At 70.4% G+C, this 25,664-nt stretch carries 24 protein-coding genes and 1 pseudogene; 12 read left to right on the forward strand and 13 right to left on the reverse strand.

Annotation, left to right across the window (positions count from 1 at the left end; genetic code table 11):
• Nucleotides 1-102 precede the first annotated feature (102 nt).
• The gene (locus AB0G15_RS37055; RefSeq protein WP_362849406.1) at nt 103-672 is read right to left on the reverse strand and encodes a dihydrofolate reductase family protein; all 570 of its coding nucleotides are present in this window, start codon (nt 670-672) and stop codon (nt 103-105) included.
• Nucleotides 673-964: 292 nt separating this feature from the next.
• Between AB0G15_RS37055 and AB0G15_RS37060 the strand changes: the two genes are divergently transcribed.
• Nucleotides 965-1,918 (forward strand): RNA polymerase subunit sigma-70, encoded by a 954-nt coding sequence (locus tag AB0G15_RS37060; protein ID WP_362849408.1) that lies wholly within the window; start codon nt 965-967, stop codon nt 1,916-1,918.
• Between the two features lie 166 nt (nt 1,919-2,084).
• Here AB0G15_RS37060 and betA read toward each other — a convergent pair whose 3' ends face one another.
• Complete coding sequence (gene betA / locus AB0G15_RS37065; protein WP_362849411.1) at nt 2,085-3,725, reverse strand: choline dehydrogenase; 1,641 nt, start codon at nt 3,723-3,725, stop codon at nt 2,085-2,087.
• A 129-nt stretch (nt 3,726-3,854) separates the two neighbouring features.
• On the opposite strand from betA, the gene AB0G15_RS37070 reads away from it, so the two are divergent.
• Nucleotides 3,855-4,655 (forward strand): IclR family transcriptional regulator, encoded by an 801-nt coding sequence (locus AB0G15_RS37070; protein ID WP_362849414.1) that lies wholly within the window; start codon nt 3,855-3,857, stop codon nt 4,653-4,655.
• 165 nt (nt 4,656-4,820) lie between these two features.
• Here AB0G15_RS37070 and AB0G15_RS37075 read toward each other — a convergent pair whose 3' ends face one another.
• Entirely contained in the window at nt 4,821-5,381 is a 561-nt protein-coding gene (locus tag AB0G15_RS37075) for a YciI family protein (RefSeq protein WP_362849418.1), read from the reverse strand.
• A gap of 162 nt (nt 5,382-5,543) precedes the next feature.
• Nucleotides 5,544-6,401 carry an SDR family NAD(P)-dependent oxidoreductase gene (locus tag AB0G15_RS37080; RefSeq protein ID WP_362849420.1) on the reverse strand — a complete coding sequence of 286 codons (858 nt, stop codon included), beginning with the start codon at nt 6,399-6,401 and terminating at the stop codon, nt 5,544-5,546.
• A 185-nt stretch (nt 6,402-6,586) separates the two neighbouring features.
• On the opposite strand from AB0G15_RS37080, the gene AB0G15_RS37085 reads away from it, so the two are divergent.
• Nucleotides 6,587-7,459 (forward strand): helix-turn-helix transcriptional regulator, encoded by an 873-nt coding sequence (locus tag AB0G15_RS37085; RefSeq protein ID WP_362849423.1) that lies wholly within the window; start codon nt 6,587-6,589, stop codon nt 7,457-7,459.
• 222 nt (nt 7,460-7,681) lie between these two features.
• On the opposite strand, the gene AB0G15_RS37090 is transcribed toward AB0G15_RS37085, so the two are convergent.
• Both AB0G15_RS37090 and AB0G15_RS37095 read right to left on the reverse strand, forming a co-directional pair.
• Entirely contained in the window at nt 7,682-8,284 is a 603-nt protein-coding gene (locus AB0G15_RS37090; RefSeq protein ID WP_362849425.1) for a response regulator transcription factor, read from the reverse strand.
• A 19-nt stretch (nt 8,285-8,303) separates the two neighbouring features.
• Nucleotides 8,304-9,368 carry a histidine kinase gene (locus AB0G15_RS37095; protein WP_362849513.1) on the reverse strand — a complete coding sequence of 355 codons (1,065 nt, stop codon included), beginning with the start codon at nt 9,366-9,368 and terminating at the stop codon, nt 8,304-8,306.
• Between the two features lie 476 nt (nt 9,369-9,844).
• On the opposite strand from AB0G15_RS37095, the gene AB0G15_RS37100 reads away from it, so the two are divergent.
• The 8 genes from AB0G15_RS37100 (at nt 9,845) to AB0G15_RS37135 (ending at nt 16,125) form a co-directional block, all read left to right on the forward strand.
• Nucleotides 9,845-10,729 carry an ABC transporter ATP-binding protein gene (locus AB0G15_RS37100; RefSeq protein WP_362849516.1) on the forward strand — a complete coding sequence of 295 codons (885 nt, stop codon included), beginning with the start codon at nt 9,845-9,847 and terminating at the stop codon, nt 10,727-10,729.
• Nucleotides 10,730-10,762: 33 nt separating this feature from the next.
• A complete protein-coding gene (locus AB0G15_RS37105) occupies nt 10,763-11,482 on the forward strand; it encodes an ABC transporter permease (RefSeq protein ID WP_362849427.1) in 720 nt (239 codons plus the stop codon).
• Between the two features lie 143 nt (nt 11,483-11,625).
• On the forward strand, nt 11,626-12,099 hold the full coding sequence (locus tag AB0G15_RS37110; protein WP_362849429.1) for a carboxymuconolactone decarboxylase family protein: 474 nt from the start codon (nt 11,626-11,628) through the stop codon (nt 12,097-12,099).
• Nucleotides 12,100-12,274: 175 nt separating this feature from the next.
• The gene (locus AB0G15_RS37115; protein WP_362849519.1) at nt 12,275-13,198 is read left to right on the forward strand and encodes an RNA polymerase sigma-70 factor; all 924 of its coding nucleotides are present in this window, start codon (nt 12,275-12,277) and stop codon (nt 13,196-13,198) included.
• 122 nt (nt 13,199-13,320) lie between these two features.
• Nucleotides 13,321-13,647 (forward strand): PadR family transcriptional regulator, encoded by a 327-nt coding sequence (locus AB0G15_RS37120; protein ID WP_362849522.1) that lies wholly within the window; start codon nt 13,321-13,323, stop codon nt 13,645-13,647.
• A complete protein-coding gene (locus tag AB0G15_RS37125; RefSeq protein WP_362849432.1) occupies nt 13,644-14,000 on the forward strand; it encodes a DUF1048 domain-containing protein in 357 nt (118 codons plus the stop codon). Before AB0G15_RS37120 ends, AB0G15_RS37125 begins: the two co-directional genes overlap by 4 nt.
• A 1-nt stretch (nt 14,001) precedes the next feature.
• Nucleotides 14,002-14,328: a DUF1048 domain-containing protein gene (locus AB0G15_RS37130; protein ID WP_362849435.1), complete on the forward strand. Its 327-nt coding sequence runs from the start codon at nt 14,002-14,004 to the stop codon at nt 14,326-14,328.
• Nucleotides 14,329-14,601: 273 nt separating this feature from the next.
• Complete coding sequence (locus AB0G15_RS37135; RefSeq protein ID WP_362849437.1) at nt 14,602-16,125, forward strand: MDR family MFS transporter; 1,524 nt, start codon at nt 14,602-14,604, stop codon at nt 16,123-16,125.
• A 44-nt stretch (nt 16,126-16,169) separates the two neighbouring features.
• Here the strand turns inward: AB0G15_RS37135 and AB0G15_RS37140 are convergent.
• From AB0G15_RS37140 to AB0G15_RS37155, 4 genes and pseudogenes are all read right to left on the reverse strand, one after another.
• Nucleotides 16,170-16,361 (reverse strand): annotated as a pseudogene (locus tag AB0G15_RS37140) (hypothetical protein); the annotation flags it as partial.
• 485 nt (nt 16,362-16,846) lie between these two features.
• Nucleotides 16,847-20,005 (reverse strand): tetratricopeptide repeat protein, encoded by a 3,159-nt coding sequence (locus tag AB0G15_RS37145; RefSeq protein WP_362849440.1) that lies wholly within the window; start codon nt 20,003-20,005, stop codon nt 16,847-16,849.
• A gap of 74 nt (nt 20,006-20,079) precedes the next feature.
• The gene (locus AB0G15_RS37150; RefSeq protein ID WP_362849442.1) at nt 20,080-20,700 is read right to left on the reverse strand and encodes a CHAT domain-containing protein; all 621 of its coding nucleotides are present in this window, start codon (nt 20,698-20,700) and stop codon (nt 20,080-20,082) included.
• Between the two features lie 476 nt (nt 20,701-21,176).
• Complete coding sequence (locus tag AB0G15_RS37155; protein WP_362849445.1) at nt 21,177-21,785, reverse strand: hypothetical protein; 609 nt, start codon at nt 21,783-21,785, stop codon at nt 21,177-21,179.
• A gap of 75 nt (nt 21,786-21,860) precedes the next feature.
• Between AB0G15_RS37155 and AB0G15_RS37160 the strand changes: the two genes are divergently transcribed.
• A complete protein-coding gene (locus AB0G15_RS37160) occupies nt 21,861-22,688 on the forward strand; it encodes an alpha/beta hydrolase (RefSeq protein ID WP_362849448.1) in 828 nt (275 codons plus the stop codon).
• Between the two features lie 187 nt (nt 22,689-22,875).
• Here AB0G15_RS37160 and AB0G15_RS37165 read toward each other — a convergent pair whose 3' ends face one another.
• The 3 genes from AB0G15_RS37165 to AB0G15_RS37175 form a co-directional block, all read right to left on the reverse strand.
• Nucleotides 22,876-23,844 carry an SDR family NAD(P)-dependent oxidoreductase gene (locus AB0G15_RS37165; RefSeq protein WP_362849450.1) on the reverse strand — a complete coding sequence of 323 codons (969 nt, stop codon included), beginning with the start codon at nt 23,842-23,844 and terminating at the stop codon, nt 22,876-22,878.
• Nucleotides 23,845-24,032: 188 nt separating this feature from the next.
• Nucleotides 24,033-24,917, reverse strand: a complete 885-nt coding sequence (gene nadE, locus AB0G15_RS37170; protein ID WP_362849453.1) for an ammonia-dependent NAD(+) synthetase — start codon at nt 24,915-24,917, stop codon at nt 24,033-24,035.
• Between the two features lie 38 nt (nt 24,918-24,955).
• Nucleotides 24,956-25,123 (reverse strand): ATP-binding protein, encoded by a 168-nt coding sequence (locus AB0G15_RS37175; protein WP_362849455.1) that lies wholly within the window; start codon nt 25,121-25,123, stop codon nt 24,956-24,958.
• Nucleotides 25,124-25,664 lie beyond the last annotated feature (541 nt).

Raw genomic sequence — 25,664 nt, forward strand, 5'->3', positions numbered from 1 at the left:
CCTGCCCCGGTGCCCCCCCCCCCCACGCACGCCCCCGCCCGCCGCCGGGCCCGGTCGGCGCCGGGCCGGTCGCCGACGGGGCACCCGGGCCCGGCCGGCGCGCTAGTTCAGGACCCGGTATCGCAGGTGAGTGGCGTGGCGGGACTCGACCACCTCGGCCCGCTCCAGCATGATCGGACCGCCGAGGTGCTCGAACAGCCGGGTCCCGCCGTTCAGGATCACCGGGGCGACGTGCAGGAACAACTCGTCGACCAGCCCGGCCGCCAGCGCCTGCCGGATGATGCCGGCGCCGCCCATGATGTGTACCCGCCTGTCCCCGGCGACCGCGATCGCCTGCTCGACGGCGTGCTTGACGCCCCCGGTGACGAACGTGAACGTGGTCTCGCCCTTCACGACCACCTCGTGCGGGCGGTGGGTGACCACGAACACCGGCAACCGGTAGAACCCGCCCTCGGCCTCCCAGCCCCCGGTCTCGTCGTAGACCTTCCGGCTGGTGACGACCGCCCCGGCGATCTGGCGTTCCTCCCCGATGGCGAGGTCCATGCTCCGGTCCTCCTCGATCCAGGCGTGGAGGACGTCGCCGCCCTCGCCCAGTCCGGGGTACCGGTCGAGGTTCGGGCCGGTGACGAAGCCGTCCAGCGACATCGAGATGTTCGCCTCCACAAGTGTCATCGTCCTGCTCCCTTCCGTCGTCGCGCCGTCCTCCGCGAGGGCGTTCTCCCTCGCGGAGGCCGTTCGCCCACACATCCGTTTCCCCCATACAGACGTGCGGGCCGGCGAAACTCATCGGCCGTCCGCCGGCCTGCCCCGCTCACGGCACCTCACAGCACGCTCGCAGCACACCCCCCGCATCTCGCACCACTCTCAGGGCATGCTCGCAGCACGCCCACGGCACGCGAGTACGCATACCCCCGGCCGCGTCGGAATGGGCGCGGTCCCGCCCCCCCCCGGACGGAGGAGCACAGTGAGCGGCGACGAGCCGGACTTCGACGATCTCACCCGCCGCCACCGGCGTGAGCTGCACGTGTACTGCTACCGGATGCTCGGCTCGTTCGACGAGGCCGAGGATCACGTCCAGGAGGTGTTCCTGCGGGCCTGGCGCTCGCGCGGGAGCTTTCAGGGCCGGTCGGGCGCGCGCACCTGGCTGTACCGGATCGCGACCAACGCCTGCCTGGACACGCTGCGCCGCGACGCCCGCCGGGCGACCTCGCCGCCGGGCGCCGGACCCTCCGTCGCGACCATGCCGTGGCTGCAGCCCTATCCGGACGCCCTGCTGGACGAGCCGGCCGCCGACCGGCCCGGCCCGGAGGCGGCGGCGGTGAGCAGGGAGACGATGTCGCTGGCGTTCCTGGCCGCGATCCAGGTGCTGCCGCCCCGGCAGCGGGCGGTGCTGATCCTGCGCGACGTGCTGGCCTGGCCCGCCGGCGAGGTCGCCGCCCTCGTCGAGACGACCGTGCCCGCGGTCAACAGCGCCCTGCAACGCGCCCACGCCACGCTGCACCGGCGCTGGCCCGGCGGGCGGCTGGACTGGGCCCCGGCCGCCGAACCCGACGCGGACCAGAGCAGGTTGCTCCAGCGCTACATCGCCGCCCACGAGCAGGCCGACCCGGAGGCGTTGATCGCGGTGCTGCACGAGGACGTCCGGCTGTCCATCTCCCCCGCCGGGCAGTGGACGGGCCGCGAGCAGACCGCCCGCGCCCTGCGGGCCGGCATGAACGCCCTCGGCCGCTGGCGGCTGCTGCCGATCACCGCCAACGGCCGGCCCGGCGCGGCCGGCTACCTGTGCCGGCCCGGCGACGAGGCGTTCCACCCGTTCGTCCTCGTCGTGCTCCACATCGAGCACGGCCGGCTGACCGACATCGCCGCCTTCGAACAACCGTCGATGTTCCCGGCGTTCGGCCTGCCCGCCCGCCTGTGACCCGGGTCCGCGCGGATCCGACACGGCCGGACCGTCACCGGCTCGCCGCCCCCGGACGGCCGTACGCCGCGCATCGGGAAACCGAGTGGAGAACGGGTGGGAAACGGAACGTCCCGTGTGGCAGGGTCGGCCGTCATGCACCTCCATGACGCCGTCGCGGGCGCGGTCAGCGGGGGGAGCCGTCGCGGTGCCGGTAGAAGTCCGCGTGCTCGGCGGCGAGCGGGGTGTTGCCCAGGATGAGGTCGGCCGCCTTCTCCGCGACCATCATGACCGGCGCGTAGATGTTGCCGTTGGTCACGTACGGCATCACCGAGGCGTCCACCACGCGCAGCCCCTCGAGGCCGTGGACCCGCATCGACAGCGGGTCGACCACGGACATGGCGTCGACGCCCATCCTGGCGGTGCACGAGGGGTGCAGCGCGGTCTCGCCGTCCCTGGCCACCCAGTCGAGGATCTCCTCGTCGGTCTCGACGCCGGGGCCCGGTGACAGCTCCCCCGCGTTGAACGCGTCCATCGCGGGCTGGTTCAGGATGTCGCGGGCGATCCGGACGGCCTCCACCCACTCGCGCCGGTCCTGGTCGGTGGACAGGTAGTTGAAGCGCAGCGCCGGGTGGACCCGGGGGTCGGTGCTCGTGATCTTCACCGAGCCGCGCGAGTCGGAGTACATCGGGCCGATGTGCACCTGGTAGCCGTGCCCGCCCGCGGGCGCGGAGCCGTCGTAGCGGACCGCGATGGGCAGGAAGTGGAACATCAGGTTGGGGTAGTCGACGTCGTCGTTGCTCCGGGCGAAGCCGCCCGCCTCGAAGTGGTTGGTCGCGCCGGGGCCGCTGCGCAGGAACAGCCAGCGCGCGCCGATCAGCGGCCGGTTGCGCCACTTCATCGCGGGCTGCACCGACACCGGCCGCTTGCAGCCGTACTGGATGTAGACCTCCAGGTGGTCCTGGAGGTTCTCGCCGACGCCCGGCAGGTCGTGCACGACGTCGACGCCGAGGGCGTCCAGCTCGGCGGCGTTGCCCACCCCGGACAGCTGCAGCAGCTGCGGGGTGTTGATCGCGCCGCCGCACAGGATCACCTCGCCCGCGTGGACCGTCCGGCCGTCGTACTCGACGCCGACGGCGCGCCTGCCCTCGAAGAGGATGCCGGTGACGTGCGCCCGCGTCCTGACCTCCAGGTTGGGGCGGTTCATGACCGGGTGCAGGTAGGCGCGGGCGGCCGACAGGCGGCGGCCCCGGCTGATGTTGCGGTCGAAGCGGGCGAAGCCCTCCTGGCGGTAGCCGTTGACGTCGTCGGTCAGCGGGTACCCGGCCTGCTGCACCGCCTCGAAGAAGGCGCCGAACAGAGGGTTGCGCACCGGCCCGCGCTCCAGCACCAGGGGCCCGCCCCGCCCCCGCCAGGAGTCGGCGGGGTCGGCGGCCAGGCAGTTCTCCATGCGCTTGAAGTACGGCAGGCAGTGGGCGAAGTCCCAGGTCCCCATGCCTTCGTCGGCGCCCCAGCGCTCGTAGTCCATCGGGTTGCCGCGCTGGAAGATCATCCCGTTGATGCTGCTGGAGCCGCCCAGCACCTTGCCCCTGGCGTGGTAGATCCGGCGGCCGTTCATGTGCGGCTCGGGCTCGGACTCGTACTTCCAGTCGTAGAAGCGGCTGCCGATGGGAAAGGGCAGCGCGGCCGGCATGTGGATGAAGACGTCCCACGGGTAGTCCGGGCGGCCCGCCTCCAGCACCAGCACCCGGTTGGCGGGGTCGGCGGACAGCCGGTTCGCCAGGGCGCTTCCCGCCGAGCCGCCCCCGACGATGACGAAGTCGTACATGTCTGCCTCGCCTCGTTCAGCAGGAGGTAATGGCCAAAATTGTAGCGAATGGCGCAATAAGCTGCACCATTCGCAACGGCGATTGTTCCTTCAATGGCATTCGTTGCTCTCAGCGCCTACAGTCCCGCTATGGGCAACGATCCCCTCGGCGGCCGTACCGCCGACAGCAGTGGCGGAGTCCAGTCCGTCGACCGGGCCATCACCATCCTGGAGATCCTCGCCGAGCGCCGCGAGGCCGGGGTGAGCGAGATCGCCCAGGAGATATCGGTGCACAAGTCGACGGCGTTCCGGCTGCTGGGCGCGCTGGAGTCACGCGGCCTGGTCGAGCAGGCCGAGGAGCGGGGCAAGTACCGCCTCAGTTTCGGGATCATCCGCCTCGCGGGCGGGGTGGCCTCCCGGCTCGACCTCACCCAGCAGAGCCGCCCCGTCTGCCGCCGTCTCGCCGAGGAGATCGGCGAGACGGTCAACATCGCCGTGCTGCGCTCCCACTACGCGGTCAACCTGGACCAGGTACGCGGCCCGGCGGCGGTCACCACGCACAACTGGGTCGGGGAGCTCACCCCGCTGCACGCCACCTCCAGCGGCAAGGTCCTGCTGGCCCACCTCGACGACCTGCACCGGGCCCGGCTGGTCACGGCGGCCGGCCTGGAGCCGTACACCCCGAACACGATCACCTCGGCCGAAGCGCTGGAGGCGCAGCTTCTCCAGGCCCGCGAGCGGGGCTACGCCGTCACCGTCGAGGAGTACGAGATCGGCCTGAACGCCGTCGCTGCCCCCGTCCGCTCCCACGACGGCGAGATCGTCGCCGCGGTCAGCGCGTCCGGCCCCGCCTACCGCTTCAGCGAGGAGCGGCTGCACGAGCTGGCACCGGTCATGATCGCCGGAGCCCTGGACATCAGCCACCGCCTGGGCCACACCGAACGGATCTGAGCGCCCGGTCCTTCCTGGTCGCCGTGCGCCACCCCAGGGACCCCGGCGGCCCCGAGCCCCGCTTCGCCGCGGATCGGGTGAGCCGCGGATCGGGTGAACCGCGGATCGGGTGAGCCGCGGATCGGGTGAGCCGCGCCGCCGCCATGCCGTCGCGGCAGCGTGCCGTCACCGGCCGGGCGAGCGCTGGGCGGGTCTGCCGCCGAAGCGCCAAAGATGGACCTCCGTGCGGCCGCCGCCGGCCGGCAGCAGTGCCGCGGCGGCTTCGCGGTCCGGCGCCTCCACCACGGCCGCCCGGCCGATCCGCGCCCCGCCGTCGAGGGCGAGCAGCTCGCCGTACACGATCATGTGCCTCGACGGGGCCGGCACGGGGCCGGACCCGCCCATGGTGATCATCAGGAACCGGCCGTAGCCGGCGACGGCCTCGGTGAAGTCCCACATGGTGCGGCCCAGGGCGTTGCGAAAGCGGCACAGCAGTACCGACTCGAAGACGCCGCCGCGGTGGTAGGGCTCCGCGTAGGCGAACGTGCGGGCGGCGTCCGCGTCCGGAAGGTCGACGATGTGCAGGCTGCCCGTCGACACGGCCTCGTCGCCGTCGCCGGTCAGCGTGGGGCCGCGGGCGACCAGCGTCTCCCCGTACCCGTCCATGAAGGACCAGTGCTCCTCGCTCAGGCTCATCTTGAGCTCGAAGGCGCCGGGGCGGTCACGACCGTATACGAAATACTCCACGACCGTTCAGCCTAGATGATCGTGGCGGCGGCCCCCCGCGTACGCCGACGGGTCCGCCGCCGGCTCGCCGGGTGGCCGGCCGGTGCCGATCCGGGCGCGGGGGCAGGCCGAGTCGTGATCGTCGTCGGTGCCGGCCACCGGGCCCGGATTCCCGACCCCGGACTACTGCTGGAGGAAGTCCGTGGTGTGGGCCAGCTCGCGGCCGGCCTCGATGTCGGCCTTGAGGGCTTCGACCTTGCCGGCGGCGTAGGAGTAGGCGTCGGATCCCAGGAGCCGGCGGAGCGGCCCGTCGCCGGAGACGGCGAGGGAGATGATCGCGGCGGCGCCCTTCACGGGATCGCCGAGCTGGCTTCCCTGCAGCTCCAGGTGGTTCCTGGTCATCTCGCGGATGGACTCGTAGCCCTCCGTCGTCGAGGCCGGCAGCGCCAGCGAGTCGCTCGTCAGGAAGCTGGTCCGGAAGTAGCCGGGCTCCACGACGGTGACCTTGACGCCGAACTCCGCGACCTCGCCGGCGAGCGCCTCGCTCAGGCCCTCCAGCGCGAACTTGCCCGCGCAGTAGAGGCCCCAGCCCGGAACGGCGACCAGGCCGAGCACGGACGAGATGTTCAGGATGTGGCCGCTCCCGCGTGTCCTGAAGATGGGCAGCACCGCTCGCAGCACGTTCCACAGCCCGAAGATCTGGACGTCGAACATCTGCCGGGCCTCGGCGTCGGTGGTCTCCTCGACCGAGGCCAGAAAGCCGTAGCCGGCGTTGTTGACGACGACGTCGAGACCTCCGAAGCGCCCGGTGGTGCGGCGAACGGCCTCGGCGACCGCGGTCTCGTCCGCGAGGTCGACGCTGAGGGCCAGCAACCGCTCGGTGTTCACGCCGCCGAGGGCCTCGGCGAGGCGCTCGGTCGAGCGGGTGGTCGCGGCGACGTTGTCGCCACGCTCGAGCAGCTGCCGCACGAGCTCGAGGCCGAGGCCACGGGAGGCACCCGTGACGAACCAGGTCGCCGGAGTGCCGGTGGGGTAGGTCATGTCGATCGTCTCCTCGATGGTGGGCCGGTGTTCCGCCGCCGGGTCCTGCTCGGCGGCGTGAACTCCAGTCTTCGGGGCGCGATGACCCCAGGAAGGGCCACGAAAGGCCCTCCTCGTCCTCGGACCGGACGACCTAGGACGCGGCGGACCAGGTTGATCCGCGCGGTTCCTGCGAGAATGCGGGCATGACGGTGAGCAACAGGGAGCTTGCGGATTTCCTCCGGCGCGCCCGGGGCAGGATCGATCCGTCGCGCGCGGGGTTGCCGGCCGACGACAGGGTCCGGCGGGTGCCCGGACTCCGCCGCGAGGAGGTCGCGCTGCTGGCCGGGGTGTCCACCGACTACTACACCCGGCTGGAGCAGGGCCGGCCGATCACCCCGTCCGCCGGGGTCCTCGACGCGATCGCCCGTGCGCTCGGCCTGGACGCGGCCGGCCGCGATCACCTCGGGCACCTGGTCGGACCCGCCTCCGGGGCGCGCCGCCGCGTCCCCACCGTCCAGAGGGTCCGCCCGGGGCTCCACCGGTTCGTCGACGCCCTGGGCGGGAATCCGGCGCTGATCCTCGGCCGCAGGACCGATGTGCTGGCCACCAACCGCATGGTCAGGGCCCTGCTGACGGACTTCGACGCGCTCCGGCCGCGGGAACGGAACTACGCGCGGTGGATGTTCCTCACCGACGAGGCGCGCAACCTCTTCCTGGACTGGGACGTGCAGGCGCGCGCGGCCGTCGAGAGCCTCCGGCTCGACCTCGGCAACGACCCCGGCGATCAGGCCGCGAAGGATCTCGTGGCCGAACTCGTGACGCGCAGCCCCGAGTTCCGGCGGTGGTGGGAGGAACACGGCGTGTATCGGCGCACGTTCGGCTCCAAACACCTCCGGCACCCGGTCGTCGGAGAGCTGACGGTCGACTACGAGACGTTCACGATGCCCGGCGATCCCGATCAGACCCTCTTCGTCTACACGACCGAGGCCGGGACGGCATCGCGGCAGGCCATGGACCTCCTGGCCGGCTGGGTCCTTTCCGGCGACGCCGCCGGACGCGGGCGGCGCGCCGGGTAGCCGGCGCGGTGCCGGCTCACGGCCTTCCCGGCGGAGGCGGCGATCGTATTTGCGGTGATCGTCTTTTCGGCTTCGTCACTCGGTTCGGCCCGGCTCGGCTCGGCCACCGCGGAGGACGTGGCCACGGCCCGCCTCCGTCGTCGGGGGTCTGCCCGGCGAGGTGTGAGCGGGGTGCCGATCCGAGGATCCCGGTCGCCGGGTCGGCGGCCTGTTCGGCCTGGCTCACAGCCAGTCGTGTTCACGCGCGTACCGCGCCGCTTCGTGCCGGGTCCGGGTCTGGGTCTTCTGCATCGCGTTCGAGAGGTAGTTGCGCACCGTGCCTTCCGCCAGGTGGAGCCGGGCGGCGATGTCGGCGACCGAGTAGCCCTCGCCGGTCGCTCGCAGCACGTCGAGCTCGCGGTCGGTGAGCGGGCAGTCGTCGACGACGGCGCGGGCGGAGACGTCCGGGTCGATCCATCGCTTGCCCTCGTGCAGGGTCTTGATGACGGAGACGATGTGCGCCGGTTCCGCTGACTTGCTGACGAAGCCCTGGACTCCGAGCTTCAGCGCCCTGCGCAGCACGCCGGGCCTGGCGTGGCGGGTCAGCATGAGGATCACCTGTTCCGGCCGCGCGCGGCGGATCTCCGCGACGGCACCGAGCCCGTCCACACCGGGCATCTCCAGATCGATGACGAGCACGTCGGGCCGGTGTCGCAGCGTGGCCTGGACGGCCCCCTCCCCCTCCTCCGCCTCGGCGAGCACGGTGATCTCGCCCTCGAGCGGGAGCAACGCCGCCAGCGCCTTGCGAAGGAGTGCCTCGTCGTCGGCGAGCACCACGGTGGTCATCGGTCGTCCTTTCCCCGGTTCAGAGAGCGGCGCCCGAACGGCCGTGCGGGAATGCCGCAGCCGTCAGGAAACGCCCGTCCTTCTGCTCCACCGTCAGCTCGCCTCCGTTGCCCACCACTCGTTCCTTGAGCGTGGCGAGCCCCCGCAGTTCGGGAAGCGGGGCCTTCGAAGCTCCGTCGTTGACGATGGTGATGCCCGACTCCGACAGGGTGATGCGCACCTGCTCGGCCTGCGCGTGCCGCAGGATGTTGGTCGTCGTCTCCCGCAGGACCTGGCCGAGCAGCTCGCCCACGTGCGCGTCGACCTCGCCCTCACGGTCGACGCGCACGTCGATGCCCGCGGCCTCGAAGAGGTTCTTCGCGTTCTCCAGCTCCGCGGACAGGTTGAGCCGCCGCTGCGCGTAGGCGAGCTGCTTGGTCTGGGTGATGGTGTCGCTGACCAGGGCGTGCACCTCGCGCAGTTCCTGCTCCACCCGTTCGGGGTCGCTGTGCACCAGCCGCCGGGCCAGCGCGATCTTCAGCTTCACCACGTGGAGCGTGTGGCCCTGGATGTCGTGCAGATCGCTGGCGAAACGCATGCGCTCCCGGACGACGGCCAGCTCCGCTTCGCGTTCCCGTGCCTCCTCCAGCTCCGCGACGAGGCCGTAGAACCTCTGGTTGGGGAACATGAAGCCGGTCAGCACCGCCGTGACGCCCGCGGGAACGATGACGTATCCGATCAGAACGCCGGAGACGTCCTCCTGTGTGATCAACAGCCTCGCCGCGCCCACGACGGCGACGTAGGCGACCAGTCCCAGGGCCGCCGCGCCTCGGTGGCGCGGTAGCTGGGGAACGGCGAGGGGGCCCACGACCGAAAGGCCGTAGAACGCCGTGTGAGCGTCCATCACCAGCACGCCGAGGAGCCACACGACCGCGGCGACGCTCAGGCAGGGGAGCGCGACGCGGGAGATGTCGCGCGCCGCCCACCACACGAAGGCCACCAGGGCCGCGACCACGCCCAGGCCCAGGACGGCGGCCTGCCACCAGGTCTCGGCGTCCCTCGCCACCAGCAGCACCCCTACGGCGGCGAGCAGCGGGAGGAACATGACGAGATTGAGCCTGCGCAGGCGTCCCCGCGACGCCTCGGTGTGCTCGGACGTCGTGTGTGCCGCCGCCCGGACCGGCCTCACCGGCCCTCACCGGGTCGCCGGGCCGCCGGGCCGGGCGTCGGAACCGTCGCAGCGCTCGCCGCGGTGAGCACCGTGGCCGTCCGTATCGGCCACCGGTCGCCCTCCGGCCACGGCCCGGTGCCGTCAGGAAAGGGGCCGGCATCGAGGTGGTGGAGGAAGAACGCTGCGCACACCAGGAGAGAGACGGTCGTTTTCCCCGTCAGCAGTACGCGCGGGGGTCTGGTGTCCATGGGTGGCTCTCCGGGATCGAACAGCTGAGTCCGCCCAGTATTCTTCCGGCCCCGTGGCGGCACCAGTGACGCTGCGTCATATGTCGGCCCCGGGAATGTCATGGTGAGGTCATGACGTGGTCGCACTGCCCGGTGAGCGCGGCGGCTGCTGAGATCGACGGCATGTCCTCGACACCGGTCATCGACGTTGAACGTCTGAACATCACCTACGGCGACTTCCACGCCGTGAAGGACCTGTCCTTCCAGGTACGGCGCGGGGAGCTCTACGCGCTGCTCGGCACGAACGGGGCGGGGAAGACCTCGACCCTGGAGACCGTCGAAGGTCATCGCAGGGCCGCCTCGGGCACCGTGCGGGTCTTCGGGGAGAGCCCGCGCGACCGGCGGGCGGTGCGGCCCAGGATGGGCGTCATGCTGCAGGAGAGCGGGTTCTCGCCGGACCTGACGGTGAGGGAGTCGGTCCGGCTGATCGGAGAGCTCACCCGGCGCACGGACACGGTCGAACGCGTGCTCGGCATCGTGGATCTCACCCGCAAGGCCGGCACCAAGGTGTCCCAGCTCTCCGGCGGCGAGAAGCGCCGTCTGGACTTCGCCACCGCCGTGTACGGAACGCCTGAGCTGATCTTCCTGGACGAGCCCACCACCGGGCTGGACATCCAGTCCCGGGACGATCTGTGGGACACCGTGGACAAGCTGCGCGAAGACGGCTCCACCATCGTTCTCACCACGCACTACCTGGAGGAGGCGCAGCAGCACGCCGACCGCATCGGTCTCATGCACAAGGGCGCCCTCCACCGGGAGGGGACCGTCTCCGAACTGACGCGGACCATGCCCGCCGCCATCCGCTTCTCCCTGCCCGACCCCGCCCCCGCACCGCCGCTGCAGGCCACGCGCGACGGCAACGGAACGTTCCTCATCGAGACCTTCGGCCTGCAGAAGGATCTGCACACCCTGCTCCGCTGGGCGCAGGACCACTCGGTGGAGCTGCGGGGACTCCAGGCCGGGCCGACCCGGCTCGACGACGTCTTCCGCGCCATCGGCACCGACTAGCCCACCGAACTTTCCAAGGAAAGGAGCTTCGCCATGCTCTCGATCGCTCGCAGCGAGCTGGTCCAGATCTTCCGGAACCGGCTGGTTCTGGTCACCAGTCTCGTCATGCCCGCGGCGGTCAGCGCGGTCTTCATCTACCAGCACGAAGGCTTCGCGGCCCTGGGCAGCCTCGGATACATCGCGGCGATAACGATGTTCACCGTGGGGGCGTTCGGGCTCTACACCACCACGGTGACCACCCTGGCCTCGCGCCGGCAGAACCTCTTCCTCAAGCGGCTGCGCTCCACCGCGGCGAGCGACACCGGCATCCTGTCCGGGCTGCTTCTCCCGATCACCGTCATCTCGCTGGTCCAGGTGGCCGCGATCATGACCGCCCTGGCCGTGGTCACCGGCGAGCCGGACAACGTCCTCCTCCTGGCGGCCGCCGCCCTCTCGACGGTGATCATGATGCTCGGCCTGGGGCTGGCCACGGCGGGGGTGACGAACTCCCCCGAGCACGCCCAGGTGACCACGCTGCCCGTCTGCCTCGGCGTCATCGCCGTGGCCAGCTGGGTGGGCATCACCGGCACCGGGGAATTCACCCTGCTCAAACGGCTGCTTCCCGGCGGCTCGGCCACCGAACTGGCCGTCAACGCCTGGAACGGCGGCGTTCCCGTCACGGACTCCCTGATTCTCCTGGCGCCTACGCTGGGCTGGGTCGTCGTCGCCGTCGCGCTGGCTTCCCGGATCTTCCGCTGGGAGCCGCGCCGATGACGACGCCCGGCGTGCGTCGGCGCGTCGTCCGAAGGCACGAATCCGGCGGCCGGGAGACGCAGGTCACTTTCGTCCGTGTCACAGGGAGCCGGGCTGCCTCGTCTCAGAGGGTGTAGCCGTCAACGACCACAGAGGGGCACACCATGGACGCACGACTGGACTTCTTCGCCGACCCGGCCTCCGGCAAGATCCTCAAGCACTTCATGGCGGCGGGCAAGGCTCTCAAGGAGTCGCCGCTGCCGGCCGCCACGCAGGAGCTGGTGGCGCTTCGCGTAAGCCAGATCAACGGTTGCGCCGTCTGCGTCGACATGCACACCAAGGAGGCCGTCGCCGCCGGCGAGACCCCGGTGCGGCTGAACCTGGTCGCGGCGTGGCGCGAGGCCACGGTCTTCACCGAGGCCGAGCGTGCCGCGCTGGAGCTGGCGGAGGAGGGGACCCGGGTCGCGGACGCGGCCGGCGGGGTCGGCGACGAGGTGTGGGCGTACGCCGCCAAGCACTACGACAAGGAGCAGCTCACCGCCCTGGTGATCCTGGTCTCCTTCATGAACACGGCGAACCGGCTGAACATCATCACCCGGCAGCCGGCCGGCGACTACCAGCCCGGGCGGTTCCACTGAACGGCACCGGTCCGCTGAACGGCGCCGGCGACCGGCTCGGGGCCCGGCTGCGGGCTCCGAGCCTTCCGGGCCCGAGGCGTTGCCCCGGCCCGCCGTCGGCATGGATGATCATCGGAGGATGTCCGCGCCGGCGAGTACGGCCGGGCGGGAGAGGGTCGAGGGGCGGGGACCGGACGTGAGCGAGGTCGAGGAGTTCGAGGAGCTGCGGCCGCTGCTGTTCTCGATCGCCTATCGGATCCTGGGCAGCGTCGGTGAGGCCGAGGACGCGGTGCAGGAGACGTGGCTGCGCTTCGACGGCTCCCGGGCGCGCCCCAGGTCGGCCAAGGCCTTCCTCGCGGCCGCGGTGACGCGGGTCTCGATCGACGTGCTGCGCTCGGCGCGGGTGCGGCGGGAGGAGTATGTGGGGCCGTGGCTGCCCGAGCCGCTGCTCGCCGACCCCTATGAGGATCCGGCGCGGTCGGCGGAGCTGGCCGACTCGGTGTCGATGGCGGCGCTGCTGCTGCTGGAGCGGCTCAGCCCGCTGGAGCGGGCGGTCTTCGTGCTGCGGGAGGTGTTCGGCTTCGGATTCGACGAGGTCGCCACGGCGGTGGGACGGTCGGAGGCGGCGTGCCGGCAGCTGCTGGTGCGGGCGCGGCGCCACATGGAGGCCGGGCGGCCGCGCTTCGAGGCGGCCCGCAAGGAGCGGGAGGAGCTGGCGTCGCGGTTCTTCGACGCCTTCCGCGAAGGCGACGTCGACGGCCTGCGGGAACTGCTCGCCGCCGACGTGTCGATGGTCGGCGACGGCGGCGGCAAGGCCCCGCAGCTGGCCAGGACCGTCGTCGGCGCGGGGAACGTGGCCCGGCTGCTCGCCTCCGTCTCCCCCCGGCTGGCCCGGGTCGACGTGACGTTCGAGCCGCACGAGATCAACGGGGAGCCGGGCGCGATCTTCCGCGATCGGGACGGCAGGGTGCTCCACACCCTGGTGCTCGACGTGCTCGACGGGCGGATCCAGACGATCCGCTCGGTGATCAACCCCGACAAGCTCGGGCACGTGGGCCCGGTGGCGGACGCCTGGGCGATCGACCGCGAGGTGAGGCGGGCACGCCGACCCGCGAGATGACCACCACGGCCTGATGGTTCGAACCGCTTCCACGGTCTGTGCCAGGCGTGCATCACTACTCGGTGCTACTGTATAGTGGTACTCGGTACCACCGAGTACCAGGAGACCGAAGAGGACCCATGATGGACGACCTGACGGAGATGCTGAAGGGCACGCTCGAGGGCTGCGTGCTCGAAATCATCGGCAACGAGGAGACCTACGGGTACGCCATCACGCGTCGGCTGAACGAACTCGGCTTCGCCGACGTCGTCGAGGGGACGGTTTACACCATCCTGCTGCGACTGGAGAGGAACAGGCTCGTCCAGGTGACGAAACGACCGTCCGGGCTGGGCCCGCCGCGCAAGTTCTACGCGCTCAACGACGCGGGGCGCGAAGAACTCGCGACGTTCTGGGCGAAATGGGAGTACGTCACATCACGGATCGACAAGCTCAAGGAAGGCGGGAGATGAACTTCTGGGAGACCATCACCGGCAGCGATCTCACCAGGGAATACAAGGCGTTCGAAGCCCGGGCCGAGGCGTTGCCGGCCGACCACCGGGCGGCATGGGAAGAGATCAAGTGTCATCTTTTTCCCTACGGGGACTTCACAGGCCGGAACCTGATGCCGATTCTCGACGGCGCTCTGGGGCTGCTCGAAGAGACGGCGGCCGACGGGCAGAGCGTCCACGAGGTGCTGGGTGACGACATCAAGGGCTTCTGCGCGGCGCTGGCCGGCGAAGAGGGGGGCCGGAGCCATCGCGACCGGTGGCGTGAGCAGCTGAACAGGAACGTCGCAAGGAAATTGGGCCGGCTGGGAGGCTGACGTGGGCATCCGGGACATCATCGATGGCAAGAAGCAGTGGCGGGCGCACGTGGCGCGGGTCAAGGCGCTCCCGCCGGACTACCAGATCGTCTACAAGGAGATCCAGAGATACCTCTTCAAGGTCGGGCCGATCGACCTGCTCGACGGGTCCCTGCTCTCAGGGATCCTCGATTTCTTCGAGGAGGGCGCCGCGGCAGGCAAGGGAGTCCTGGAACTCGTCGGCGACGACGTCGCCGCCTTCTGCGACGGCCTGATCAAGGACTCGCGCACCTACGCGGACATCTACCAGGAGTCCGTCGGCGGGAAAACCGGCATGGCCGAGAAGTGACACCCGCCGGCCCGGGGCACCGGCGGGCGCCTTGACGACCGTGACGTCGCCGTCGTACCAGTGGCGTATGCCCGGGCGGCCCTGACGACCGGGGTCAGGGAGACGGTCACGCCTCGCGCGCCGGCCCGCGCGGCGGATCCCGCCGGAACGGGAATGCCGGCAGCCGGGAGGCGGTTGCCTACTCGCTGGACCGTCTCGCCTGACAGCCAGGTCGCCGGCGCGGCGGGTCCGGCACCGACGTCCGCGCTCGACCCGCAAGGAGAAGTCCCTCACGTGACGACGACAGCAGCCTCGGGGGGCGTCGGTCTCCGGTCGGAGCGCGGGCCCGTGCTCGCCGCCATCATGCTCTGCACCGGTCTGGTGGCCCTCGACAGCACGATCATCGCGACGGCGGTGCCGTCCATCGTCCGCGACCTCGGGGGTTTCTCGCAGTTCCCCTGGCTTTTCTCGATCTACCTGCTCACCCAGGCGGTCACCGTCCCCCTCTACGGCAAGTTCGCCGACATCTTCGGGCGCAAGCCGGTGATGTTCTTCGGCATCGCCGTGTTCCTCCTGGGCTCGGTCCTGTGCGGCGTCGCCTGGAGCATGCCGGCGCTCATCGCCTTCCGCGCGCTGCAGGGCATCGGCGCCGGGGCCGTGCAGCCGATGAGCATCACGATGGTCGGCGACCTGTACTCCGTCGAGGAACGCGCGCGCGTGCAGGGGTACGTGGCGAGCGTCTGGGGCGTCTCCTCGGTGGTCGGGCCCGCCCTCGGCGGCCTCTTCTCGGAGTACGTCTCGTGGCGGTGGATCTTCTTCATCAACCTGCCGCTCGGCGCCCTAGCCGCCTGGGTGCTCGCCCGGCGCTTCAGGGAGCGGGTGACCCGCAGCTCCCACCGGATCGACTACCTCGGGGCGACGCTGCTCATGGCCGGCTCCTCTCTGGTCATCCTCGGCCTGCTGGAGGGCGGTGTGGCGTGGGGCTGGGGATCGGCGCAGAGCCTGCTCATCTTCGCGGCGGGGGCCGTCATGATCGTCGCCTTCGTCCTCGTGGAGCGCAGGGCCGCCGAACCCGTCCTGCCGCTGTGGGTGTTCCGGCACCGCACGCTCACCGGCGGCAACCTCGTCTCGCTGGGCATCGGCGCCCTCATGATCGGCCTCAGCTCGTACGTGCCGACCTACGCCGAGGGCGTCCTGGGGACCGGCGCCCTGGTCGCCGGCTTCGCCCTGGCCGCGCTCACCATCGGCTGGCCCATCGCCGCGACCCTGTCGGGACGCCTCTACATGCGCATCGGCTTCCGTGACACGGCGCTGATCGGCGCCGGCCTGATCGTGGCCGGCACCGTCCTGTGCACCCTGCTGTTCACCCGGCACGCGCAGATATGGGCGGTCGCGGCGGCGTGTTTCGTGGTCGGCGCCGGGCTGGGGCTCGCGTCGAGCCCGACCATGGTCGCCGTCCAGTCCGTCGTCGGCTGGGAACGACGCGGCGTCGTCACCGCGACCAACATGTTCTGCCGCTCCATCGGCAGCGCGATCGGCGCGGCGGTCCTCGGAGCCCTGTCGAACGCCACTCTGGCCGACCGCTTCGCCCACCCGCCGGCCTCGGTGGCCGGCCGGCTGCCCGGCAGCGTGGACGCCACGAGCCTGGTGCTCGGCGGCCAGAACCCGGGCGGTCAGCCGGCCGTGACGTCCTTCATCCGCGGCGCCCTCTACGACGCCACCCACATCGTCTTCCTCTCCCTCGTCGTGGTGGCCGTGCTCGGCCTGGCCGCCCTGCTGCTCATGCCCAGGCGCACCGAGCAGCTCACGTTCGACTGACCGGGCGGGCGGCCCCCTCCCCGGCGCGCCTCGCCGGGCGCGCCTCACCGGGGAGGCGCCCGGCGCTCACCCGTGACCGTGACGCGCCCAGGCGCGCACCGCCCCCCGCCGACGTCGAGCCAGGCGCAGGTGTCCGGCGGCAGCAGCCCGCCCGCGACGGGGCCGCCGGCCAGCAGGACGACGCGGTGGCCGGGCGGCTCGACCGGGACGTCCGAGAAGTTGACGACGCAGGCGAAGCCGTCGCCGCGGGTGAAGGCGACCGTCCCGGGGCCGGTTCTGGTTGACCTGCTTCTCCGCGGTGGCGAGGAGCTGCCCGGCGTCGGCGGCCGGGTCGGCGAGGACCTTCTGCGTCACCGGGTCGAGCGCGGCGTAGACCTGCTGGGCGTTCGGCGGCTCCAGCTTCACCGGGATCGAGTCCATGGCGGCGGCGATGGCCTCGCTGCCGGGCGTGACGTAGCGCATGGTGGTGCGGGGGTTTCCTTGCCGGGCCCTGTCCATGATCGACCGGAGGGGACTTCTGCTTCGCCCGGGCAAGTGGCTGCGGAGTGACACGGCTGGCGCAGGTCGAGCCCGGCGTACCCGTTCGGGAGAACGCGGGCGTAGCCGAGGTGGGCGCGACCGGTGTGGGGGCGGATGCCGGCGGCCGCGGGGCGGTGCGCCTGGTCGGCGGACGGCGGTGATCGCTCATGTAGGTGACAATGGCTGACTGTCACCTACATGTTCATGCTGGATCTGGGCCGCCCCATGGACCCGCTGCCGACGAATCCGCCGCGATGATCTCCCGCCACACCTCCAGCAATCCCGCCAACCCGGCAACCGGCTCGGGACGGGCCAGCAGGTCATACAACGGCCGCGCGAACCGATCGCATGGCCGACGACCGTCCACGGCCGAGCGGAGGATCTCTACAGCCTCCGGCCCGTCACCTTTGCCGGCCACGGCCAACGCGCGGATCTCAGCCGTCGCGAACACCGACGGACGGAACATTCCGTGCGGCCACGGCTTGGCGATGGCGGCCAGCACCGAATCCGGTGTATGGGCTGAGGCGCCGTCTTGAGAGCTCACCCGGGTGACGATCCACCTCAACAGTTCGGAGCGCGGCCAGCTTCCGGCCTTTTGCAGCGCCGGCTGCGCCCGTTCCAACTCTCCGGTGAATAAAAACAACATGCCCATCCATCCATGGGGATTAGGGTAGTCGGGATCAATCTCGATCGCCCGGCGAAAAACGGCCTCGGCCTCCGTGAACTGCTTCAAATGGAAGAGTGCGCACCCGAGATTGTTGTGGGCCACGGCGTAGTCAGGGGCCATCTCGATCGCCCGGCGAAAAACGACCTCGGCCTCCGCGAACCGCCCCAAATAAAAAAGTGCGCACCCGAGACCGAGGTGGGCCACGGCGGAGTCAGGATCAATCTCGACCGCCCGGCGAAAAACGACCTCGGCCTCCGCGAACCGCCCCAAATGAAGAAGTGCGCACCCGAGATCGTAGTGGGCAGTGGCGTAGCCGGGGTCGAGGTGGATCGCGTCGCGGTAGGCGATTACGGCCTCTTCGTACCTCCCATAGCCGGCCTCGGTGTCCCCACGCCCCTTGCTGGCCAAGCTCTTGAGCCGGTTGGCCTCACGGTAGGCGCTCCTAGCCTCTTCGTGACGGGCAAGCTCGGTGAGCGCGTCACCTAACTCATGATGGATCCGGGGATCATTGGAACGGAGATGTACCGCGTCGCGGTAGGCGGCCACGGCCTCTTCGTGTCGGCCGAGTCGGTGGAGCACGTTTCCCAGTCCCCGGTGTGTGTCGGCATGGCCGGGGTCGAGGCGAACCGCTTCCTCGTAGGCGGCCACGGCCTCTTCGTGGCGGTGCGAGGAGGTGAGTTGGCGTGCCTGCTCACTCAGTGCACGAGCGTACAAGGATGCCTGCCTCCACAACTCGACTCGAGTGGTGCGGGTGCTGGGGTGGTCGGCGCCCAGTATCCGTGTCTGGTCAGCCAGCAACTCCTCAAGCTCGGCCGTCGCTGCCGCGCTGTCGCCTGCGATCGCTCGTCGCTGTGCCAGAGTGAGTCGGGTCACGAAGACTTCGGGATGATTGGGGCCGAATACTCGCAGATCATCGGCCAGGAGCTGTTCGAGAGCTGTCACGACGTCCGCGTTGGTTTCTTGCAGGAGAGCCAGGCTGAAGCGGTCGACCAGGGTAAAAGGATGGTCCGGTCCCAGGATCCTTGTATCATCGGCCAGCAATTCCCTGAACATGGCTTCTGCTCCGGCTCGGTCTCCTGCCGACTGCTGTGCCTGCGCCAGCCCAAAACGAATCGTGAGGGTTTCCTTATCGTTCGCACCCCTTATCCGCACGCTGTCTGCAAGCAGGTCCTTGAGCTCCACCACGGCCTGATTTATGTCTCCATTGGCCACCCGACAATTCGCCAGTTCATAGCGGGTGACCAAGGTAACGTTGTGGTCTGGTCCCAGCGCTCGAAGCATGTCGGCCAGCAGTTCCTCGAAAGCCGCCACCGCTCCCGCCGTATCTCCTGCGCTACCGCGCCAGTACACCGATTTCAGCCGGATGTCGAGAGTGCTGACATGATCGGGTCCGAAGATCTCTTCAGTGGCCAGGTGGAGCTGGGTGAACTCAGCAAAGGCCGCCTCAGGCTGCAAGGCATCGCCGAGGCTGTGAGCGGACTGGTCGAGGACCTGGTGGATTTTGTCGTTCCGCTGCCATAGAGCGGTGCCCGTGGTGTCGCGCAGGGCGGTGGTGTTGGCGCGAAGTACCGGGCCGAGCTGGTCGCGCTCGATGTCCGGCCATGCCTGTATGAGCGCGTCAGCGGCTCGATGAGCGACATCGAGCCGCCGGTCTGCTGTGAGGGCCTCGTAGGTGGCACGCTGGATGAGCTGGTGGACGCGGACCTCACGATAGGTGGCGGCGGGGTTGTGGGTGATGAGGCCGAACCGGTGCAGCACCCGCAACCCGTCCCGGACCAGGTCGGAGTCGCCGGTGGCCAGATGAGCGAGGACGGGCCGGCTGGTGAGCACGGCGTCCGGGATGCCGTTGGGGTCCAGCACCGACAGTAGTTCCAGCAGCGGCCGCGCTATTCCCGCAGGGCGCGCAGCGTCAGCCCTGTCGATCGACAGTACCCAGGTCTTGGTGACGATCTGCTGGTGATCGTCGGGAAGGCTGTCGGGCGATATGCCCTCGAGGGGCCGCTCGGCGAGCAGTCTCCGGTAGTCGGCGATGGCGATGTCGGCGTCGATGAGGTAGGCGGTGGCCTGGGCGAGTGCGAGCGGCAGGAACCCCAGGTCGGCAGCCAGTCCGTTCAGTTGCTCGGGCGGTTCGTCCCGATCGCGGGGGGCGAGCCGTTCGGTGAGGTAGGCACGGGCTTCGGCCCGGGTGTAGGTGTCGATCGACACGAGGTGCCGCCCCTGACCGGCCAGGGCGGCATCGCGGCGGCGGGTGGTGGCCAGCACCTTGCCTTTCGCGTCGGCGGGCGGCCACCACCCCGAGACATCGGCGGGGTCCTGGATGTCGTCGAGGACCACCAGCCAGCTGCGGTCGGTGGCGGTGGTCCAGGCCAGGAAGCGGCGAGCGTCGCCCTCACGATCGATTCCGTCACAGCCGGGAAGGTGCAGGGCCGCCGCGGCCTCAGCGTAGGCGGCGACGATCTCCTTGCGTGAGGAGGCGGTCACCCACACCACCGCCGTTCCATCGGCCAGGGCGCGGCGGGTGTAGGCGACGGCCAGCTGGGTCTTGCCGACTCCTCCCATTCCCGACAGCACCCTCGACCCGCCGCCGCGACGGCTGCTGCCGGTGAGGACGGCCGTCTGGCCGGCGGCCAGAGCGGCTTCAAGCCGGCCGGCGACCTCGCGTTCCTGGAAGCAGTCCGCAGCCAGCGGCACCATCCCTACCAGCAGCGGCTCGTCCCGGCCTGTGGTCTGCTGGACCCCGGATCCGATGGCGCCCGTGTCGGATCCGGCTACGAAGGGTCCGGCGACACCAACCTGACAGCGGCCGGGTCCAGGGCCGGATCATGGACCAGGACCGGCAGATCCGCATCCATCATCGAATCGGTGGAACCCGCCATCTGAACCTTGGCCAACCGGTAGGCGGCCAGCACCGACTGCCCGTCGGTGAGTGAAGCATAGAAACGAGCAGCGAAAGCAAGCGCAGCCGGATCACCGATGCTGCCGGCCATCCCCACCGCCAGCGGAACCGCTTTCACCAGCTCCTGCAGATGAGCCTGAGACTTACACGCGTTCAACACCACCAGCCTCGGCGGAACGTCGACCGCGCCCATCGCCTGAGCGAACACCTTCGCCGCCAGCCGATGCCCGCTACCGCGCCGGTCCGCGCCGGTCTCGAACTCCAGAAAACCCTCATCGGCGTGCCCGGAGAAACTCACCACGTGCGGAGCCACCCGGGTCAGCCCATCCAGCAGATCTCCCAGCGTCGCCGCCGGCAGGTGTTCGATCTCCACCACGTCCCGATGCAAAGCCCCTCGCACCCCTGCCCGCACCCGCCGGATCTCCTCACCTACTCGAAGGTCTCCAGCTGACGACGCCGTCAGATACAACACCCGCAAACCCGCAGAGCTCACTTCGACCGCCCTTCACCCGCTACCCGGCCAAGACCACACCCATCCAGACCAGGGCCGGCCTTCCGGCTGTCACGGCCGGCACACGGCGCAACCGGTCCTGCCCCTCGCTACCCCCTGCGAACAGATCCACCGCTCCTGGCCGCCCGCGCGTGTCTCGCCTGTTCCCCGACGCCGGTGCTTCCAGTGAACATCTGATCTCAGTGCGTGTGGGGTCATGTCATGCGAACGTGATAAATGCCAGCGCGGTCACTGGATGGACGAAGGCTGCTCGCCCAGGTCGAGAGGACCAAGCCCACGCCACGGCTTCGGCCCGGGTGAAGGTGTGGCGACCCAGAAAGTTGGGGCCCTTGGTAGTAACAGCGCGGGGAACAAAGGACACGCAGCTCGCGAGCCGACGCCCCGAACGCGGAGGCTCAGATGTCACCCCTGAACGGGTCGCGCTGCATCCGGTAGGCGAGGGCGCGACGCACGGAGGCTCAGATGTCACCCCTGAGCCGGTCGCGCTGGATCCGGTAGGCGAGGGCGCGGCGCACGGAGGCCGGTGCGGTGGTGGTGGCGACGGCCTTCGAGGGGAGGTCGAGGCCACGGCCGATCTCGTTGTACGCCTCCCGGTAGCCGCCGGGCAGCTCCGCCCGGCGCAGTCTCAGGTCCTCCTCGACGAGGCGTCGCAACTCGTCGACGCTCTGGGGGGTGAAACGCTTCCTTCCCCGGGCGATGGCGTTGACGTGACGCGTACAGCGGGCGGTGTCGTGACAGGTCTCGGAGATCTCCTCGGCGAGGCCCCACAGGCGCCCTTCGAGCCAGGGAGCGTCCTGCTGGTCGAGGGAGAGCTCCACCGAGGGGAGCGGGTCGTCCACCCCGTACTTCGTCACCTGCTTGGAGACGGCGGGCTGGCTCATGTCGGTGAGCCGGGCGATCTTGTCCTGGGTCCAGCCGTAACCGACGAAGATTTTGATCATTTCGGCGCGCAGGGCCCGCATCTCCTCGCCCGCGCGGATGACGTCGTTCACGTCGGCGAGCATCCGCCTGGCCTGCTCCTCGGTCAGCGTCACGGGATTGCGGCGCGAGTCCTCTTCACCTGCCATAGCTCGGTTATACACCCACGCCCTGCGATCATAACCGGGTTGTATAACCTGGTTATAGATGACAGGGTTCACGTCATGCCCACCTTCTCCGCACCTGACGGAACGCTGCTCGCCTACCGCGTGACCGGGGACGGCGACCCGGTCGTCTGCCTCCCCGGGGGTCCCACGGACTCCGCCTACCTCGGCGATCTCGGCGGGCTGTCCGCGCACCGCCGGCTGATCGTCATGGACCTGCGCGGCACCGGCCGGTCCGCGATCCCCGAGGACACCGCCTCCTACCGCTGCGACCGCCTGGTCGACGATGTCGAGGCGCTCCGCGACCACCTCGGGCTCGCCCGGATGGACCTGCTCGGCCACTCCGCCGGCACGAACATCGCGACGCAGTACGCGGCCCGCCACCCGCACCGTGTCGGCAGGCTCGCCCTGATCGCCCCCAGCACCCGGGCCGTCGGCATAACGATCACCGGGGAGACGCGACGCGAGCTCGCCCGGCTCCGCGAGGACGAGCCGTGGTTCCCGGCGGCGTTCGCCGCCCTGGAGGCGATCACCGACGGTACCGGCGACGACCGGGAGGCCGTCGCCCCCTTCTTCCACGGCCGGTGGGACGCCGCGGCACGGAAGCACCATGCGTCCAGCCGGCCGAGCAACGGGGAGGCCGTCGCGCTCTTCGCGGCCGAGGGCGCCTTCCACCCGGAGACCACCCGTGCGGCGCTCGTCGCCTTCGAGTCCCCCGTCCTGCTGCTCGCCGGAGAGTTCGACCTGAACAGCCCCCCTCCGGCGGCGGCGGAGTTCGCCGGGCTGTTCCCCGACGCCACGCTCGTGGTGCAGCCGGGGGCGGGCCACCACCCCTGGCTCGACGACGCCGGCCGGTTCGTGGCGACCACCGCGGCGTTCCTCGGCTGAGGACCTCCTCGTCCCCGGGTCCGAACCGACACCGATCCGGCTCGGCGTTCCGTTCCTCGCCTTCTCCACGTTCGGAACGCCCCGTCACGATCGCTGTCTCCCCCGCCCCGCGAACCGTCGTGCCGGGCAGCCGCGACCGGCCAGCCGTGCCGGATGCCTCGACCACCGCGGTGTACGGAGAACAGGGCTAGGTCGTGGACACGAACGCGTCGACGCCGGTGAGGCCGGCCGACAGCTCCCACAGGCGCGCGGCCTGGTCGGGGTCGGTCGCATGGCCGCGCACCCCGCCGCCCGGGCCGCCGTCGCCGGCCGGCTCCGCGATGTCGCAGTCCTCGCAGTACACGCCGCCCACACCCGCCAGCCGCGGGGAGGTCGCCGCCCACACCTGCGTCGCCGCACCCTGTTCGGGCGTCTTGAAGGTGGGGTCGGCCAGGTCGCCGTTCTCGTCGATCCACCCCGCGGCGACCATCTCCTCCTTCGGGAGATGGCGCTGCAGCGGGGTGAGGATGCTGCCGGGATGCACCGAGAACGCCCTCACCCCGACGCCGCGGCCGAGCGCGTCGAGCCGAGCCGCGAACAACACGTTCGCCGTCTTCGCCTGCCCGTAAGCCTGCCACCTGTCGTATCCATGCTCGAACTGCACATCGTCCCAGCGGATGCCCGTGATCGCGTGGGCGCCGGAGGACACGGCGACCACCCGCGCCCCGCCGCCGCGTGCGATCGCCGGCCAGAGCCGGTTGACGAGCGCGTAGTGGCCGAGGTGGTTGACGGCGAACTGCGCCTCCCACCCCGGGCCCACCCGCGTCTCGGGGCAGGCCATGATCCCGGCGTTGTTGATCACGATGTCGATGTCCCGGCCCGATGCCAGGAAGCGCTCGGCGAATCCGCGGACACTGCCGAGGTCGGCCAGGTCGAGGTCGTCGACCTCCACACCGTCGATTCCCTCGACCGCCTCCTGGGCGGCCGTCCGCCGCCGGGCGGGGACGACGACGCGCGCTCCGGCACGTGCCAGCGCGCGGGTCGTCTCCAGACCGAGTCCCGAGTAGCCGCCGGTGACGACAGCGGTGTTTCCGGACAGGTCGATCCCGTGCAGGACGTCGTCCGCGGTGCTCCGGGCGCCGAAGCCGGAGCCGATTCTGCGTTGAGGCGTTGTCATGGACAGAAAACTAGATCCTGGAGCACGGTCCAGGTCAAAGACATACGCGCCGCGCCATGACCGGCTCCGCCCCGTCCGCTCCCACGGCGGCGGGCTCGTCGTCACCCTCAGCGCCTCCGGTCCGGAGCGGCGGGGATGCCGCAGGTGACGACCTTCGAGCCCTCCGGCGACGGCGGTTACGCACTCGATCAGCGGTCGGCGGGGGAAGGGTGACCGGCAGCCGTGGGGGACGCGCTCCCGGCCCGCCACCAGTCGTCGAGCGGGCTGACCGGAACGGCCCGCTTGTGCCGGGTCGCGAGGTAGAGCGACTCCACCTTCTCCGCCACGTCCGGCGCGACGTCGACGCCTTCCAGATAGTCGTCGATCTGGGTGTACGTCAGGCCGAGCGCCACCTCGTCGGGCAGCGCGGGCCGGTCGTCCTCGAGGTCGGCGGTCGGCACCTTCTCCCAGGTGCTCGGCGGTGCGCCGAGCTCCTGGAGCAGGGCGGCGCCCTGGCGCTTGGTCAGCCCGGTCAGCGGGGTGATGTCGACACCGCCGTCGCCGTACTTGGTGAAGAAGCCGGTCACCGCCTCGGCCGCGTGGTCGGTGCCCACGACGAGCATGCCCAGCTGCCCGGCGATCGCGAACTGGACCACCATGCGCTCGCGGGCCTTGATGTTGCCCCGCACGAAGTCCCGCAGCTCTTCCCCTGACAGCTCCCGCACGCCGAGAGCCGTCTCGGCGGCGACGGCGTCCGCGCCCGGCTTGACGTTCACCGCGATCGACCGGTCGGGCCGGACGAACTCCAGCGAGATCTGCGCGTCGTGCTCGTCGGCCTGCACGCCGTAGGGCAGCCGCATCGCGACGAAGGTGGCCTCACGGCCCTCGGCGCGCAGTTCCTCGGCGGCGAGCTGGCACAACCTGCCGGTCAGCGTGCTGTCCTGGCCGCCGCTGATCCCGAGCACGTAGCCCTTGGCCGGGGTCGACCGCAGGTAGTCCTTGAGGAAGTCGACCCGCTGCCGGATCTCTGCCTTGGGGACGATGGTCGCCTTGACGCCGAGTTCGGCGAGAATCTGCTCTCGTAGGTTCGCCACCCACGTACTGTACTGGCGGGCGTCGGGCCTCGGAAAACTCACGGCCAGGCCGTCGGCTGGAACCAGACGGACTTGCCGCAGGGGGTAAGGGTCCAGCCCCAGTTGCGGGAGAGGTCCTGAACGATGGCGAGACCACGGCCGGAGATCTCCAGGTCGCCGGTCCGCCTCAGGCGCGGGACCGCGATACAGGCGTCGTGGACGTCCACGGTCAGCAGCTCTCCCTCCCGGCCGACCGTGACGCGGACGGGGCTCGCTGCGGGAACGTCCGGCGAGCCGTTGGGCAGCGCGAAGCCGTCCGGGAGCCGGAGGTTCCCCTTTTTCCCAGGTCGAAAGATTCGCGTTCCCCGGGAAGTCCCGGGCAATGGATATGAGCCCGGAATCGAAACGCGGATCCCCTGACATATCCGGTCTCACGGCTGAAAAGGCTCCGGCGCGCCGTTCCAAATTTCGAACCTGACGTAAACCTTGGTTTCGTTCGAGGAAGAACCGGTGACGTTCGGACCGGCTTCGGCCCGCGAACTTCCACCGGGAAGGATTTCATTCCGGGAAGGAGAGTTCCTGATCCCCTCCCTCTCGAATTCAGCCGTTCGGTGGCAGGATCGCGGCGAAAGAAGGCTCTCCGGCCAGGGCGCCGGACTTCCTCTTTACCGTGATTCCACTCCCGGGTCAACCCATCCCATACAGGTTTCCCGCGGCCCGCACCATCAGGTTGGCAGAGCCCCGACAAAGACGCTGCGTTCCGATTAC

The organism is Streptosporangium sp. NPDC023825 (assembly GCF_040639575.1).
In the GTDB taxonomy this organism is placed as follows: domain Bacteria; phylum Actinomycetota; class Actinomycetes; order Streptosporangiales; family Streptosporangiaceae; genus Streptosporangium.